General features: G+C 73.0%; 14 protein-coding genes and 1 tRNA gene. 8 read left to right on the top strand and 7 right to left on the bottom strand.

Annotated features, from left to right (window positions below):
- Nucleotides 1-8: 8 nt before the first annotated feature.
- Both AFB00_RS05735 and AFB00_RS05730 read right to left on the bottom strand, forming a co-directional pair.
- Entirely contained in the window at nt 9-1,547 is a 1,539-nt protein-coding gene (locus AFB00_RS05735; protein WP_068796357.1) for a zinc-dependent metalloprotease, read from the bottom strand.
- Between the two features lie 86 nt (nt 1,548-1,633).
- Nucleotides 1,634-2,638, bottom strand: coding sequence for a YlbL family protein (locus AFB00_RS05730; protein WP_068796356.1), 1,005 nt, complete (start codon nt 2,636-2,638; stop codon nt 1,634-1,636).
- Nucleotides 2,639-2,886: 248 nt separating this feature from the next.
- Between AFB00_RS05730 and AFB00_RS05725 the strand changes: the two genes are divergently transcribed.
- Both AFB00_RS05725 and AFB00_RS05720 read left to right on the top strand, forming a co-directional pair.
- Nucleotides 2,887-5,796, top strand: a complete 2,910-nt coding sequence (locus AFB00_RS05725) for a UPF0182 family protein (protein ID WP_068796355.1) — start codon at nt 2,887-2,889, stop codon at nt 5,794-5,796.
- A gap of 94 nt (nt 5,797-5,890) precedes the next feature.
- Nucleotides 5,891-5,967 (top strand) — tRNA-Met (locus AFB00_RS05720).
- A gap of 42 nt (nt 5,968-6,009) precedes the next feature.
- On the opposite strand, the gene AFB00_RS05715 is transcribed toward AFB00_RS05720, so the two are convergent.
- The gene (locus AFB00_RS05715; RefSeq protein WP_068796354.1) at nt 6,010-6,615 is read right to left on the bottom strand and encodes a class I SAM-dependent methyltransferase; all 606 of its coding nucleotides are present in this window, start codon (nt 6,613-6,615) and stop codon (nt 6,010-6,012) included.
- A gap of 33 nt (nt 6,616-6,648) precedes the next feature.
- On the opposite strand from AFB00_RS05715, the gene AFB00_RS05710 reads away from it, so the two are divergent.
- A complete protein-coding gene (locus AFB00_RS05710; RefSeq protein ID WP_068796353.1) occupies nt 6,649-6,864 on the top strand; it encodes an RNA-binding S4 domain-containing protein in 216 nt (71 codons plus the stop codon).
- 12 nt (nt 6,865-6,876) lie between these two features.
- On the opposite strand, the gene AFB00_RS05705 is transcribed toward AFB00_RS05710, so the two are convergent.
- Both AFB00_RS05705 and AFB00_RS05700 read right to left on the bottom strand, forming a co-directional pair.
- Nucleotides 6,877-8,616 (bottom strand): acyltransferase family protein, encoded by a 1,740-nt coding sequence (locus AFB00_RS05705; RefSeq protein ID WP_068796352.1) that lies wholly within the window; start codon nt 8,614-8,616, stop codon nt 6,877-6,879.
- 120 nt (nt 8,617-8,736) lie between these two features.
- Nucleotides 8,737-9,564, bottom strand: a complete 828-nt coding sequence (locus AFB00_RS05700; protein ID WP_231974241.1) for a transglycosylase SLT domain-containing protein — start codon at nt 9,562-9,564, stop codon at nt 8,737-8,739.
- Between the two features lie 425 nt (nt 9,565-9,989).
- Here AFB00_RS05700 and soxR point away from each other — a divergent pair, with 425 nt between their 5' ends.
- Complete coding sequence (soxR, locus tag AFB00_RS05695; protein WP_068800035.1) at nt 9,990-10,460, top strand: redox-sensitive transcriptional activator SoxR; 471 nt, start codon at nt 9,990-9,992, stop codon at nt 10,458-10,460.
- Nucleotides 10,461-10,588: 128 nt separating this feature from the next.
- Nucleotides 10,589-11,239 carry a tyrosine-protein phosphatase gene (locus AFB00_RS05690; protein WP_231974239.1) on the top strand — a complete coding sequence of 217 codons (651 nt, stop codon included), beginning with the start codon at nt 10,589-10,591 and terminating at the stop codon, nt 11,237-11,239.
- 7 nt (nt 11,240-11,246) lie between these two features.
- Here the strand turns inward: AFB00_RS05690 and AFB00_RS05685 are convergent, their stop codons facing one another.
- Entirely contained in the window at nt 11,247-11,639 is a 393-nt protein-coding gene (locus tag AFB00_RS05685) for a hypothetical protein (protein WP_068796350.1), read from the bottom strand.
- Nucleotides 11,636-11,890, bottom strand: coding sequence for a hypothetical protein (locus tag AFB00_RS05680; RefSeq protein WP_068796349.1), 255 nt, complete (start codon nt 11,888-11,890; stop codon nt 11,636-11,638). The genes AFB00_RS05685 and AFB00_RS05680 overlap by 4 nt, the downstream gene beginning before the upstream one ends.
- 127 nt (nt 11,891-12,017) lie before the next feature.
- Between AFB00_RS05680 and AFB00_RS05675 the strand changes: the two genes are divergently transcribed.
- From AFB00_RS05675 to AFB00_RS05665, 3 genes are all read left to right on the top strand, one after another.
- Nucleotides 12,018-13,190 carry an acyl-CoA dehydrogenase family protein gene (locus tag AFB00_RS05675; RefSeq protein WP_068796348.1) on the top strand — a complete coding sequence of 391 codons (1,173 nt, stop codon included), beginning with the start codon at nt 12,018-12,020 and terminating at the stop codon, nt 13,188-13,190.
- A gap of 10 nt (nt 13,191-13,200) precedes the next feature.
- The gene (locus tag AFB00_RS05670) at nt 13,201-14,226 is read left to right on the top strand and encodes an acyl-CoA dehydrogenase family protein (protein ID WP_068796347.1); all 1,026 of its coding nucleotides are present in this window, start codon (nt 13,201-13,203) and stop codon (nt 14,224-14,226) included.
- Nucleotides 14,227-14,310: 84 nt separating this feature from the next.
- The gene (locus AFB00_RS05665) at nt 14,311-14,820 is read left to right on the top strand and encodes a PadR family transcriptional regulator (protein ID WP_068796346.1); all 510 of its coding nucleotides are present in this window, start codon (nt 14,311-14,313) and stop codon (nt 14,818-14,820) included.
- Nucleotides 14,821-14,839: the final 19 nt, after the last annotated feature.

The raw sequence follows: 14,839 nt of genomic DNA, 5'->3' as shown, positions 1-14,839 counted from the left end.
CCCGCGGCTCAGGAGCCGCGCCGGTCCTCGCCCTGCTCGCCCTCGTCCTCGCCGTCCTCGGCCTTCTGCTGCTCGGCCTTCTGCTCGGCGTCGGCGGCCATCTGCCGCTCCAGCTCGGCGATCGGGTCGTCCGGCACACCGCCGCCCGACCCGCCGCGGACGAACGCCGCCGGGTCGTCCAGGTCGTCGGCCACCGGGATGAGGTCCGGGTGCGACCAGACGGCGTCCCGGCCCTCGATGCCCCGCTCCTGCTCCAGCAGCTGCCACAGCTCGGCGGCCGCCCGCAGCCGCCGCGGTCGCAGCTGCAGCCCGACGATCGTCGCGAACGCCTGCTCGGCCGGTCCGCCGGAGGCCCGGCGCCGGCGCATCGTCTCCCGCATCGCCGCGGACCCGGGCAGCCGCTCGGCGAGCGCCGCGTCGACCACGGTGTCCACCCAGCCCTCGATCAGCGCGAGCAGCGTCTCGAGCCGGGCCAGCGCGGCCTTCTGCTCCGGTGTGTCCTCCGGCTCGAACATGCCCGAGGACATGGCCTCCTGGATCGACTCCGGGTTCGACGGGTCGATGCCGCGGGCGAGCTCCTCGATCCGCGAGGTGTCCACGGTGATGCCGCGGGCGTAGTCCTCCACGGCGCCGAGCAGCCGCTCGCGCAGCCACTGCGCCCCGGCGAAGAGCCGCTGGTGGGCGGCCTCGCGGGCGGCCAGGTAGAGGGTGACCTCGCCGGCCGGGCGGTCCAGGCCCTCGGTGAACCGGGCGATCGCCTCGGGCAGCAGCGCCGCCGTGCGTTCCGGGCCGACCGGGATGCCGAGCTCGGTCGAGGTCAGCACCTCCTTGCCGAGCTGGGCGAGCCCCTGGCCGAGCTGGCTGCCGAAGGCCATCCCACCCATCTGGCCGAGCATGCCCAGCATCGGGCCGGCCTGCGCGCGGATCTCCTCGGGCAGGCCCTCGACCCAGGCCGCGGACAGCCGGTTCGCCACCGGGTCGCACAGCCGCTTCCAGGTCGGCATGCCGGCCCGCACCCAGTCGCTGGGCGTCCAGGCCTTCACCTCGCCACCGGCCGACGGGAACGAGGTGGCCGGGTCGAGCCACAGCTCGGCGAGCCGGACGGCCTCGGCGACGGCCGTGCGCTGCTCGTCGGTGAGCGACGACGTCGTCTGCGCGAGCTGCTGGGTGGCCAGCTGTGCGGCGAGGTCGTAGTTCACCGGGCCACCACCGGAACCGGGCCCCGCGTGGCTCAGCATCTGGCCGAGCTGGGAGAGCATCTGACCGAGCTGGCCCATGTCGAAGTTGCCGCCGGGACCGCCCGGCATGCCGGGCATCCCCGGCAGCCCGCCCATCCCGAACGCCGCGAACGGGTTCTGCTCCGCGCCGGACTGCCGGCCCGCCGGGTCGTCCGACGCCGGGTGCGACCCGAAGCCGAACGGGTCACGGGGCCCCTCGGGGTCCCGGCCCGACCCGCCCGAGCCGGACTCGCCGTCGCCCGGGCCGGACGAGTCGTCCTTGTCACGGTCGCGGTCGGCGGGGCCGAATCCGAACGGGGTGTCACTCATGGGCCCCACCGTACGCGGGTCGGTGTCCCCGGATGCGGTGGAGCGTCGCTGGTGACGGCGGAGTTCGCCACCGGCGTAGCGGGGAACTACGAGCAGGCCACCGGCGTTCCGCCGGCGTCCAGCGTCCGCAGCGCGGCGACGGCCTCGTCGAGCGTCCCGACCCGGGCCAGCTGCAGCCCGTCGGGGGCCTCGGCGGCGGCCTCGGTGCAGTTCTCGGCGGGCACCAGGAAGGTCTGCGCCCCGACCTCCTGCGCGCGCAGCATCTTGAACCGGATGCCGCTGATCGGTCCGACCCCGCCCTCCGCGTCGATCGTCCCGGTGCCCGCGATGAACCGGCCACCGGTGAGCGGGCCGGGGGTCAGCTTGTCCACCAGGGCCAGGCTGAACATCAGGCCGGCGGAGGGGCCGCCGACGTCGCCGAGGGTGATCGAGAGTCGCTGCCCGTCGGCCGGTGAGGTCGCCGGGGTGATCCCGAGGAACGCGCGGCCCGGGTCGGCGGGGTGCGGGGCCGGGACGACGGTGACGTCGGACGGTGCGGCACCGTCCCGGGACACGGCCAGTACCAGCGGCGTACCGGGCCGCGCGGTGCCGAGGGCGTCGAGCAGGCCCTGCACCGAGGAGATCGGGGTACCGGAGACGGCCCGGATCTCGTCCCCGGCGCGCAGCACGTCCGCCGACGGCGACCCGTCGGTCAGCGAGCCGACCGTGACCCGGGTCGGCAGCCCGAGATGGGTCAGGGCGGCGGCCTCGGCGTTGGCGATGGAGCCGTCGAACTCCTGCTGGTTCTGTGCGGTGACCTGCTCGGTGCTCTCGCCGGGCGGGTACAGCGTCGACCGCGGGGCCAGGCGGAAACTGCCCGACGCCCACATCCCGAGCGCACGCAGGCCGGAGATCCCGTCGGTGACACCGACCGTGGTCATGTTGAGGTGACCCTCGGTCGGATAGGTCGGGAGCCCCTCCGCGGAGACGACCGGGGTCCCGTCGACGTCGCCGAGGGTGTCGAAGGTCGGCCCCGGGCCGAGCGCGACGACCGGGGCGGGCACGACGGACCCGACGACGGCGAGGCCCACCAGCACCAGCAGGGCCGTCACCCACGCCGAAGATCGAACGCCCACGGCCGCACCTTACGGTCGGACGCGCGCGCGGGCGCGCCCGGGCCCACTACCCGCACCGTCGCCCGATATGTCTTTTCCGGGGAGAAATCGACCGACACGCCGGTCCTCAACCGCGAACTCACGCGTTCTCCGTAGAGTTGGGCGCGGAGAACCGCGCCGTCACTCCCCGCCGGCTCGTGTCTTGTCCAGAAGTACCCGAGCTGTGGAGCGTGCCCGTGTCGTCCATGCGGCCCCCCGTGGGAGCGCCGTCGCTGACCCGTCGAACCCGGATCCTGCTGGTCGCCGCGGGCGTCCTCGTAGTGCTTCTGCTCGGTGGCTCGCGGCTGCTGAACTTCTACGTCGACTACCTGTGGTTCGGCGAGGTCGGGTTCCGGAGCGTGCAGCTCACCCGGCTGTTCACCCAGATCGTGCTGTTCGGCGTCGTCGGCCTGGTGGTCGGCGGGCTCGTCGCGCTGGCGCTGTGGCTGGCCTACCGGTACCGGCCGGTGTTCGTGCCGGTCTCCGGTCCCGAGGACCCGGTCGCCCGCTACCGCACGACGATCATCCAGCGGCTGCGCGTGTTCGCCGTCGGTGTCCCGGTCGTCGTCGGCCTGGTGGCCGGGCTCGCCGCGCCGGTCCAGTGGCAGACGGTGCAGACCTTCCTGCACGGGACGCCGTTCGGCCAGGTCGACCCGGAGTTCGGCAACGACATCGCGTTCTACGCGTTCACCCTGCCCTTCCTGCGGATGGTGCTGAACTGGCTGTTCGTCGCCATCGCGATCTGCTTCGTGCTGAGCCTGATCACGCACTACGTCTTCGGCGGGATCCGGCTGTCCGGGCGCTCCGGCTTCGTCTCCACCGCCGCGCGGGCCCAGCTGGCCATCCTCGCCGGGGTGTTCGTGCTGCTCAAGGCCGTCGCCTACTGGTTCGACCGGTACGACCTGCTGTGGTCCAACCGCAACTCGCAGACGTTCTACGGCGCCACGTACACCGACCTCAACGCGGTGCTGCCGGCGAAGCTCATCCTGCTGATCATCGCGGTGGTGTGCGCGCTGGCGTTCTTCTTCGCCGCGTTCCGGCAGAACCTGCAGATCCCCGCGGTCGCCGTCGTGATGCTGGTGATCTCCTCGATCCTGGTCGGTACCGCGTTCCCGCTGGTGCTGCAGCAGTTCGTGGTCGCACCGAACGCGAACGAGCGCGAGGCACCGTCGATCGAACGCAACATCGCCGCGACCCGGGACGCGTTCGGGATCGGCCCGGACACGGTCGAGGTACAGCCCTACGCCGGGCAGTCCGAGGCCACCCCGGCCCAGGTGCGCGCGGACACCGACACGATCCCGAACATCCGGCTGCTCGACCCGGGCAAGCTGAACCGCACGTTCACCAACCTCCAGCAGCGCCGCAACTTCTACGGCTTCGCGCAGAACCTGGACATCGACCGCTACACGGTCGACGGCCAGACCCAGGACTACGTGGTCGCGCTGCGGGAGATCGACGTCAACGCACTGTTCGGCAACCAGCAGGACTGGATCAACCGCCACCTCGTCTACACCCACGGCAACGGTTTCGTGTCGGCCCCGGCGAACCAGGTCAACGAGGCGCTGGAGGACGCGGGCGGCCAGGGCGGCCTGCCGGTGTTCAACAACAGCGACACCCAGACCCGCGGTGACATCCCGGTGGACCAGCCGCGGATCTACTACGGCGAGCTGCTGGACAACCAGTACTCGATCGTCGGGGCCGAGGAGGGCACCCCGCCGCGGGAGTACGACTCGGACGAGGCGCAGTACACCTACACCGGCGCCGGCGGTGTGCCGGTCGGCGGGATCTTCGACCGGGCCGTCTTCGCGCTCGCCTACGGCGACCGGAACATCCTGTTCAACAGCTCGATCAACGACCAGTCGAAGATCATGTACGTCCGCAACCCGCGGGACCGGGTGCAGGCCGTCGCGCCGTGGCTGAAGCTCGACAACGACCCGTACCCGGCCGTCGTCGACGGGCGGATCCAGTGGATCATCGACGGCTACACCACGCTGCAGGACTACCCGTACGCCGAGCGCGTGCAGCTCGGTGACGCCACCGCGGACTCGCGGATCGGGCCGAACGGCCAGCAGCTGCCGAACGAGACCGTCAGCTACCTGCGCAACTCGGTCAAGGCCACGGTCGACGCCTACGACGGCACCGTCCGGATGTACGCCTTCGACGAGCAGGACCCGGTCCTCAAGACCTGGATGAACGCCTTCCCGGGCACGGTCGAGCCCCGCTCGGCCATCACCCCGGAGCTGCAGGCCCACCTGCGCTACCCGGAGGACCAGTTCAAGGTGCAGCGGGAGCTGCTCACCCGGTACCACGTCGACGACCCGGGCGAGTTCTTCTCGACGGTCGCGTTCTGGGACGTCCCGTCCGACCCGACGGTCCAGGGAGCGGGTGGTGGCGGCACCCAGGAGTCGCAGCCGCCCTACTACCTCTACGCCGGGCTGCCCGGCCAGGACGGCCCGTCGTTCCAGCTGACCAGCGCGCTGGTCAGCCTGCGCCGGCAGTTCCTCGCCTCCTACGTCTCGGCCAGCTCCGATCCCGAGACCTACGGCAAGATCACGGTCCTGGAACTGCCGAACGAGACCCAGACACTGGGCCCGCAGCAGGTGCAGGCGCAGTTCCTCGGCTCACCGGAGGTCTCCTCCGAGCTGAACCTGCTCCGGCAGAACCAGACCACGATCGACTACGGCAACCTGCTCACCCTCCCGGTGGCGGGCGGTCTGCTCTACATCGAGCCGGTCTACATCGAGCGGGCCGGGCAGGAGGTCTCCTACCCGCAGCTGGCCCGCGTGCTGGTCAGCTACGGCGGCCGGGTCGGCTACAACGCCAGCCTGTCCGCGGCGCTGGACGAGGTCTTCGGGGCCGGTGCGGGCGCCGCCGCGGGCGGTGCCGCGCCGTCGGCGGGCCAGCCCGCACCGGAGACGCCGCCGGCCGGCGGGCAGACGCCGGCGCCGGCCACGCCGGGCACGCCGAGCCCGGAGCAGGCGACCGCGGCGCAGGGCATCCGGACGGCGCTGAGCAACCTCAAGGCGGCCCAGCAGGCCGGTGACTTCGCCAAGCAGGGTGAGGCGCTGGCCGAGCTCGACCGCGCGGTCGCGGAGTTCCAGGGCACCGGCGGCTGACGCAGCGGTTCCGGCACCCCCCGTCGGGGGTGCCGGAAGCGCCGGTGTACGGTGGTGACACAACACAGACGGGATCGTTCACGGTCCCGGACGGCGCGGGGTGGAGCAGCTCGGTAGCTCGCTGGGCTCATAACCCAGAGGTCGTAGGTTCGAATCCTACCCCCGCTACCACCACGAAGGGCCCCGGATCTCATCCGGGGCCCTTCGTCCGTCTCAGGCCTCCCGCGGCGCGACCTCCAGCACCCGGTAGCCCTTCTCGGAGAGCAGCCGGGTCGTCGGGTAGCCCTGCTCGTCCTCCAGCCAGCGGTGCAGCGAGTCCGAGCCGAGGTTCTTCGCGACCACGAGGTACGCCCGACCGCCCGGGGCCATCCGGGGCAGCCAGCGCAGCATCAGCTCGTGCAGCGTGCCCTTGCCGGAACGGATCGGCGGGTTCGAGTAGATCCCGGCGAACGTCACGTCGGCGGGGACCTCGTCCGGCCGGCAGGCGGTGACGTTGCCCAGGCCCGCGGCCTCGGCGTTGGACCGGGTGAGGCCGAGCGCGCGCTCGTTCACGTCCACCGCCCACACCGGCAGCCGTCGCCGCCGGGACGCGACGGTGAGGGCGATCGGGCCGTAGCCGCAGCCGACGTCCAGCAGCGGGCCGCGGACCGGCGGCATGGGGGCGCTGTCGAGCAGCACCTTCGTCCCGCGGTCGATCCGGGAGCCGGAGAAGACCCCGGCGTCGGTCGCCAGCTCGAGATCGACACCGGACGTGTGCAGCCGGACCGAGCCGGGCCGGCTGGCGGCGGTCGGCGTGGCGCTGAAGTAGTGGTCACCCACGCCGGACGATGCTACGGCGCGCACAATGGCGCCATGACGACCCCGCAGGACGTGCCGATCCGCGAGGAGCCGATCCGGATCGGCCAGTTCCTCAAGCTCGCGAACCTCGCCGAGGACGGGGGCCACGCCAAGGAGCTCCTGGAGGCCGGGCTGGTGACGGTCAACGGCGAGCCCGAGCACCGCCGCGGCGCCCGGCTGAACCGGGGCGACGTCGTGAGCGTCGACGGCCGCCGGGCCCGGCCCGCCTGAGCCCGCCCCGGGTCACCAGCCGAGCTGGTGCTCGAAGTGCTCGGAGAACAGCGGCGCCATCGTCTCGGCGTAGGTGGCGGTCAGGTGGTTGTCGTCCATGTAGACCAGCACGTTGCCGACCTCCGCGGGGCAGAGTTCGGGATCGCAGATCGCCGGTGCGGTGTCGATGAACGACACGTCCGGCGGGACGTCCGGCAGCGCCGCGTACGGCGGGAGCATCGGGTAGACGTCGTGCCGGGACAGCCCGCACGCCTCGGCGTGCCTGCCCTCGGTGCCGACGCACTCCGGCACCGAGAACGGCGGCCGCGGGTTGTCCCGGACCGCGACGACCGGGATCCCGGCGTCCTGCATCCGCCACCAGGCGTCCACGAAACCCTGCGGGGTCACCTCGGTGAGGCCGGGCCGGACCTCCCGCGTGGCGAGCGTCAGCAGGGCGTCCGGCTGCAGGTCGATCACCTCGGCGGCCGCGGCCGCGTTGAAGGCGGTGCAGTCCTCGTCGGCCGGGTCGGTCTCCGACACCGTCGAGAAGGGGCAGGCGCCCCGGAACAGCGCGACGATCTCCCAGTGCCGCTGCGCGGCGACCGGCATGAGGGACGCGATGTACTGCTGGATGTGCGAGTCGCCGATGACGGCGATGGTGCGCTCCGGGGGACCGTCACCCGGCGGCGGGATCGTGCAGTGCTGCATCTCGACGCCGTCGCGCGGCACGGTCCCGCAGTCCCAGGTGCCGCGGTGGTAGCTCCAGTCGTCCGGCGCGCCCACCAGTGACGGCGTCAGCTCCGGCTCCGGGTCGGTCGCGGACAGGTCGGCGAACCCGACGTCCGCGGTGAGCGCTCCGGCGCCCGGGTGGCTCGCCGAGCCGGCGTCGGCCTGCACCGAGGCCCGCGCCGTGGCGACGCCGAACCAGCCTGCCGACCCGACGAGCACCACGAGCGCGAGCACCCCGCAGGTACGCAGCGCCCGCCGGACGTCCAGCCGGGCGATCGGCTGCTCGACGAACCGGTGGGTGAGCCAGGCCAGCACGAACGACGCGCCGATCACCAGGGTGCCCGCGGTGAGCGAGAGCCGGTCGGAGCCGGTGTGGACCAGCGTCAGCACCAGGATCGGCCAGTGCCACAGGTAGAGCGGGAACGAGAGGTCGCCGACGGTGCGCAGGACCGGGCCGCGGAGCAGCCGGTCGACGCCCATCTGGTGCCCGGAGTCGCCCGCCACGAGCACCGCGGCCGCGGCGAGCGTGGGCCAGAGGGCGGCCCAGCCCGGGAACGCACGGTCGACCTGGAGCAGCACCCCGCAGGACACCAGGGCCAGCACACCGAACCAGCCGAGACCGGCCCGCACCGCGGGCGTCAGCTCGGGGCGGTGCTCGATCCGGCCGATCCACAGGGCGAGCAGCCCGCCGAGCGCGAACTCCCAGACCCGGGTGAGGGAGTGGAAGTAGGCCAGCGGCTGGTTCACCACCGTGAGGTAGACCGAGAACGCCAGCGAGGACCCGCCGAGCACCAGCAGGGCGGTGCTCAGGCGGGCGTGCAGGTCGACCCGGCCCCGCAGCCCGGCGCGGTACAGCCCGCCGATGATCAGGAAGCCGGTGATCAGGAAGAAGACGTCGACGCCGCCGGAGACCCGGCCGACCCACACGTGGTACACGACGACCAGCACCACCGCGAGCGCACGCAGGCCCTGTAGCTCGGGCCGGAAGCGCGCCTGCCGGGCGGCTGCGGTGCGGATCGGGCCGGTACCACCGGTGGAGGTCACGAGCGGCGCGCTCCTCTCGAGTGCGGGTAAAGCAAATATTACGTTTGCTGACCCACAACGACGGCGGCGGCCGGCAGGGTCACCCTGCCGGCCGCCGCCGGGGTCGAGACGAGATCGGGCTCAGTACCCGATGTATCCGCCGTGCGATCCGGTGCGACCGCCCGCGTCGAGGGTCTCCAGACCGTACCGGTCGATCATGTAGCGCACGCCCGCGGTGATGTTCGCGACCGGGTCGGTGATCTCGCGGTCGGCGAAGTCGGGGTGCACGTAGGCATCGAAGGTCGAGGGGATGACCTGCATCAGGCCCTCGGACGGGTTGCCGGCCGCGGCGTTGGAGTCCCAGTCGTTGATGGCGTCCGGGTTGCCGTTGGACTCCTTCATGATGATGCGCTTGAGCCCGCTGGAGTACGACTGCGACAGACCCATGTGGTCCAGCGCCGAGGCGATCCAGCTGTCGACACCGCCCTTGGACTTGAGCGCCTCCAGCTCGGCGAGCTCGGCCTGGCGCTTCGACTCGGCCTCGGCGGCCTTGCGGTGCTCCTCGGCGATCTTCCCGGCGATCTCGTGCGCCTTGCCGAGCGAGGCCAGGTCGGCGTCCTGCGCCGGGGCGGCCGCCTGCAGGGCGCCGGTGGCGGCCCCGGAGTGCTCGAAGGAGACCGGGCTGAAGTAGCCCGAGGGGCTGCCGTCGGCGGTCTGAGCCGACGACGGGATGCCGGTCTCGAAGGCGGCCAGGGCGGTCGCCTGGGTGGTCTCCTCGGCGTCCGCCTGGGTCGCCGTGCCGTCCAGTGTGGTCGGGACGACCGCGGCGAAGGCGCCGGAGGCGAGCACGCCGAAGGTCGCGCCGGTCGCGGCGGTACGGGTACCGGCGCGGCGTGCGGCGGCGCCGCGGCTCATGGCGCGCGTGGCGTGCGACGTCGGCGCCGTGGGGGCGAGGGGTGCCGCGGTCATCGCGGCGGTCGGTGCAACGGGAGCGGTCGCCATGGGTCGGGGGAACGCACGACGACCACCGGGGGAGCGGTGTGCTGGCAAGGGGAGCAGCCTTTCGCGATCAACGGACGACACCGTACGAGCGGCCGGGTCGGGGGTCCCGGGTGAGCCGGTCGGGGAGTCCGGCTCCTGGCCCGCTCGTGATCGGGCCGTGATGACTTGCACAGAACCGTAGAGGGCTCCGTCGCCGAGGTCCAGCCCCGAGGGTGTCGGTCACCGCGCAGCACGCACCGCTCACCGAGAAATCGATCTTGTGTCGGGTGCCGGGGCAACCTGCGGGCGGCCCGTCGGCTCCGGCGGGCGGTCGATCGCGCAGGTGGCGCGCACGCGGTCGACGGCGTGATACTGAATCGAACTTCAGTGTTCGGTCGGCCGGAGGGGGCGTGGTGGAGTCAGGTGATCTGCTGACGATCGGCGAGATCGTCGAGCGCAGCGGGTTCCCGCACTCGGCGCTGCGGTACTACGAGCGCGAGGGGCTGGTGACCGCGAGCCGGACCTCCGGTGGCCAGCGCCGGTACCGGCGCAGCGTGCTGCGCCGGCTGGCGTTCATCCGGGCCGCCCGCTCGCTCGGGGTGGGCCTGGACGAGGTGCGGTCCGCACTGGACGCGCTGCCCGCGGAGCGGACGCCGACCAAGAACGACTGGTCGCGGCTGTCGAAGGCGTGGCGGGGGCGGCTGGACGAGCAGATCGAGGCGCTCACGGCCCTGCGCGACGGTCTGGACGGGTGCATCGGCTGCGGCTGCCTGTCCATGACGTCGTGCCGGTTGGTCAACCCCGAGGATGCCGCCGCGGTGCAGGGCGACGGCGCCCGCCGGCTCCCCGCCGCGTTGCGCAGACCACCCGCGCACGGCCGCTGAGCGGCCTAGGCTGGCAGCGTGACGGATCCGGTGACGGAACGCTGGTTGACCTTCGACGGCCTCTCGAACGCCCGTGATCTCGGCGGCCTCCCGCTCGCCGGGGGCGGCCGGGTCCGCCGGGGGGGGGGGTGTTCCGGACGGAGGAGCTGGAGGCGCTGAGCCCGGCCGACGTCGCCCGGCTGACCGGTGAGCTCGGCGTCGTGCAGGTCCTGGACCTGCGCAAGGACGAGGAGCTCGTCACCTACGGACGGGGTGCGCTCGCCGCGGCGGGGGTGACGGTGCACCGGCTCAGCTTCATCCCGGAGGACGCCCGCGAGCTGCCACCCGCCGACGACGAGTCCGATCCGCTGGTCGGGATCTACCTCGGCTACCTCGGCGACCGGGCGGCCAGCGTGGTCGACGGGGTGCGGCGGATCGCGGAGCGGGAGACCGGCGCGACCGTCGTGCACTGCGCGGCGGGCAAGGACCGGACCGGCGTCCTCGTGGCGCTGGTCGCCTCGGCGGCCGGCGTCGAGCGCGACGCGGTGGTGGCCGACTACGCGCTGTCGGCCGGCCCGATCGACGCGATGTTCCGCCGCTGGACGTCCAGCCACGGGTTGCCGATGCCCTCGGCGGCGGAGCTGGACCGGCACCGCCCGCGCGCCGAGGTGATGGACGCGTTCCTCCGGGCGCTCGACGAGCGCTACGGCGGCCCGGTCGAATGGCTGCGCACGCACGGCCTCACCGACGACGAGCTGGCCAACCTGCGTTCTCGTCTCCGTGACGAGGAGGCGGGCTGAGCCGGGCCTACGGCAGTTCCTCGATCGGGACCATCGGGTCCAGCTTGCGCAGTGTCCCCGGGTCGCCGGTGACGGCCGGCCAGCCACGCCGGCGGGCGGTCGTGACGACCTGCCCGACGACGATGTCGTCCAGACCCTGGGTGGCCAGCAGCAGCCCGGCCTCCTGGGCGCCCTCCGGCGACAGCTCGTGGATCACCGTGTTCGGCAGGCCGAGCAGCACCTGCAGGGCGGAGTGGTGTTCCGCGTCCACCATCGACCAGGCGCGGCCGAGTGCGGCGCTCGGCACCGCGAGCACGATGTTCTCCTCCACCGCGGCCCAGACCAGGGCCCGCATGTAGACCGGGCGGCCGGTGGCGAAGGCCGTCAGGGCCGAGGCGTCGAGTACGCGTCCACCGATCATCGTGCGGCTGCGCCGACGGCCACCGGCGGGGCCGGGCGCAGGGAGCGCCGTGCGGCGTCCAGCTCGTCGGGCGGCGGGGGGCCGCCGTAGAGATCGGCCAGCGTGGCCAGGGAACGGTCCCTGTCCTGCCGGTCCCGGACCGCTTCCGCCACGTAGGCGGACAGGCTCGCCGCCGATCCGCGGGACACCGCGTCCCGCGCCTCTGCCACCAGATCGGCCGGCAGCGTCACCGTGACTCGCTCGCTGCGCATACCGGGAGGCTACTCGCTGCATACCGGCCCGGCCAACGACACGCCGGAGTGGCAGGTTACCGATGGGTATGCAAGATTCGGGCAGTGAGACCGCGAGACCGCCGACTCACGCAGAACGGGTGCACGCATGGACCTGACCTTCACCCCGGCCGAGGAGGAGTTCCGCACCGAGCTGCGCTCCTGGCTCTCGGCCAACATCCCGCAGGACTGGGCCCGGCCCGGGTACTGGGACACGCTCTCCGACGACGAGAGCTTCCGGGTCCGCCGGGACTGGGAGCGGGACAAGGCGGACGCGGGCTTCGCCGGTATCCAGTGGCCCACCGAGTACGGCGGCCGCGGCGGCACCCCGGGCATGAAGGCCATCTACGACCAGGAGATGGTCCTGGCCCACGCCCCGCGCACGGTCAACCCGCTGGGCCTGACCTTCCTCGCCCCGACCGTCATGGCGATCGGCACCGACGCCCAGAAGAAGGCGATCATCGGTCCGCTGCTGCGCAACGAGGTCGTCTGGTGCCAGGGCTTCTCCGAGCCCGGTGCCGGGTCCGACCTCGCCGCACTGTCCACGAAGGGCGTCCGTGACGGCGACGACTTCGTGGTCAACGGGCAGAAGGTGTGGACGACCAACGCCGTGCACGGGGACCGGATCTTCGCGATGGTCCGCACCGAGCCCGGCACCGAGCGGCACCGCGGCATCAGCATGCTGATGATCGACATGAACCAGCCGGGCGTGACGGCCCGCCCGCTCAAGCAGATGAGCGGGGCGAGCGAGTTCGGCGAGGTCTTCTTCGACGACGCGCGCACCCCGGCGACCGAGTGCCTCGGCGAGATCGGCGACGGCTGGCGCACGGCGATGCTGCTGCTGTCCTTCGAGCGCGGTGCGTCCGGCATCTCCCAGTACACCGAGTTCCGCCGGCAGTACGACGAGATCGTCGCCGTCGCCCGGACGCTGGGCCGCGACACCGACCCCGTCGTCCGCAACGACCTGGCCCGGGTGCTCACCGAGCTGGAGTGCCTGCGGCTGCACTCGATGCACGTCCTCACCCAGGTCGAGCAGGGCCGTGACCTCGGCTTCGAGGCGTCGATGACCAAGCTGCAGTGGTCCGAGGCGTTCCAGGACCTCTGGGAGGTCTACGACCGGATCCTCGGTGAGCACGCCACGCTCGACGAGCTGCCCGACGGCACCGACCTGCGCCCGCTGCACGCCCAGGCGATGTGGTCGCGGTCGGTCACCATCTGGGGCGGCTCGTCCCAGGTCCAGCGCACCATCACCGCCGAGCGCGTGCTCGGCCTGCCGCGGTAGGGAGCCGAGAATGTTCTTCGCACTGACCGACGAACAGCAGGAGTTCGCCGACGCCGTCCGCGGTTACCTCGCGGAGCGGTTCGACACCGCCGCGGTCCGCACGGTCGTCGAGGCCGGTCCGGACGACGACGGGAACCCGGCCGCGCTGTGGCGCGCCGCCGGTGAGCAGGGCTGGCTCGCCGTCACGGTCCCGGAGGAGCACGAGGGCCTCGGGCTCGGCCTGGTCGAGGCGCAGGTCATCGCCCGCGCACTGGGCGCCGGTGTCGCACCGGGCCCGTGGCGCGGCACCGTGCTCGCCGCGGAGGCGATCCGGCTCGCCGGGTCCGACGAGCAGCGCGCGGCCTGGTTGCCCCGGCTCGCCGCCGGGACCGCGGTGGGCGCCTTCACCGTCGCCGGCGACGCGGCCTCCCGCCTGCCCGCCGTCGAGTACGGGGGGATCGCCGACGTCGTCGTCGCCCCGTCGGACGCCGGGCTGCCCGGCCTGTCCCTGGTCACCGGGGCGACCGCGACCGCGGTCGGGAGCTACGACCGGACGACCCGGCTGGCGTCGCTGTCCGGCGGGACCGCCGAGGCACTGCCCGGCGCGACCGTGGAGCTGCAGCGCGAGCTGACCGACCGGGCGACCGTGCTGGTCGCCGCCGATCTCGCCGGGATCGCCCGCGAGGCGCTGACCCGCACCGTGGCCTACGACCGTGAGCGCGAGCAGTTCGGCGTCCCGGTGGGGTCGTTCCAGGCGCTCAAGCACGCCCTGGCCGACCTGCACGTCGGGGTCACGATGGCCGAGCACGCCGTGCTCTACGCGGCGCACGCGGTCGGCACCGCGGCCGAGGGCGCCGCGCTGGCCGTCGCCGTCGCGAAGGCCAAGGCGAGCGAGGTCGCGGAGCAGGCGACCGGCGCGATGATCCAGTACCACGGCGGCATCGGCTACACCTGGGAGCACGAGGCGCACTTCTTCTACAAGCGCGCCCGGCGGCTCTCCGGCCAGTACGGCGACGTGGCGACCCACCGGGAGCGGATCGCCGCGCTCACCGTCTGAGCACGGCCGTGCCCAGCGCCGATGACCGGCGCCGATGTGTCCTGTGGACTCGCATTGGCGGCCCGGGCGTGGGACCGTCGGTCGATGGCTCCCGTCACACCGGTCAACGCCACCGCAGCCGCACTGCTCGGGCTCCTCCACGGAGGACCGATGACCGGCGGGCAGCTGGTCGCGGCCGCCGGTGAGCACTTCGGCCTGTTCTTCTCGGTCACCCGCAGCCAGGTGTACCGGGAGCTGCCCGCGCTGACCGAGGAGGGTCTGCTCCGGCTGGGCAGGCAGGGGCCGCGGGCCAGCCAGCAGTACGTCGTCACGGCGGCCGGCAAACGGTCGTTCAAGGCGTGGCTGGCCGCCGGCGGCGAGGCCGACGCGCTGCGCAGCCCGATGGTCCTCCGGCTGCTGCACGCCGGATCGCTGACCGCGCGGCAACGCACCGACCTGCTGCGATCGGCCAAGGAGGCCTACACCGAGCGGCTGGCCTCGGCGCGGGCCGTCGCGCGGGCCACCGACGACCCCTACGGCCGTCCGGTCGCCGACTTCGCCGTCGCGCACACCCGGGCGATGATCAAGCTGATCGACTCCGTCCCCGAGGACTGACCTGCGGCGACCGCCGCGT

This window comes from Pseudonocardia sp. HH130630-07 (assembly GCF_001698125.1).
In the GTDB taxonomy this organism is placed as follows: Bacteria; Actinomycetota; Actinomycetes; order Mycobacteriales; family Pseudonocardiaceae; genus Pseudonocardia.
This window is presented reverse-complemented; position numbering and strand designations above follow the sequence as displayed.

What these genes read in the sequence shown, in the direction of transcription:
- AFB00_RS05735 (WP_068796357.1), bottom strand. Translation starts at nt 1,547, where the DNA reads ATGAGTGACACCCCGTTCGGATTCGGCCCCGCCGACCGCGACCGTGAC.
- AFB00_RS05710 (WP_068796353.1), top strand. Translation starts at nt 6,649, where the DNA reads ATGACGACCCCGCAGGACGTGCCGATCCGCGAGGAGCCGATCCGGATC.
- AFB00_RS05725 (WP_068796355.1), top strand. Translation starts at nt 2,887, where the DNA reads ATGCGGCCCCCCGTGGGAGCGCCGTCGCTGACCCGTCGAACCCGGATC.
- AFB00_RS05665 (WP_068796346.1), top strand. Translation starts at nt 14,311, where the DNA reads ATGGCTCCCGTCACACCGGTCAACGCCACCGCAGCCGCACTGCTCGGG.
- AFB00_RS05680 (WP_068796349.1), bottom strand. Translation starts at nt 11,890, where the DNA reads ATGCGCAGCGAGCGAGTCACGGTGACGCTGCCGGCCGATCTGGTGGCA.
- AFB00_RS05685 (WP_068796350.1), bottom strand. Translation starts at nt 11,639, where the DNA reads ATGATCGGTGGACGCGTACTCGACGCCTCGGCCCTGACGGCCTTCGCC.
- AFB00_RS05700 (WP_231974241.1), bottom strand. Translation starts at nt 9,564, where the DNA reads ATGACCGCGGCACCCCTCGCCCCCACGGCGCCGACGTCGCACGCCACG.
- AFB00_RS05670 (WP_068796347.1), top strand. Translation starts at nt 13,201, where the DNA reads ATGTTCTTCGCACTGACCGACGAACAGCAGGAGTTCGCCGACGCCGTC.
- AFB00_RS05675 (WP_068796348.1), top strand. Translation starts at nt 12,018, where the DNA reads ATGGACCTGACCTTCACCCCGGCCGAGGAGGAGTTCCGCACCGAGCTG.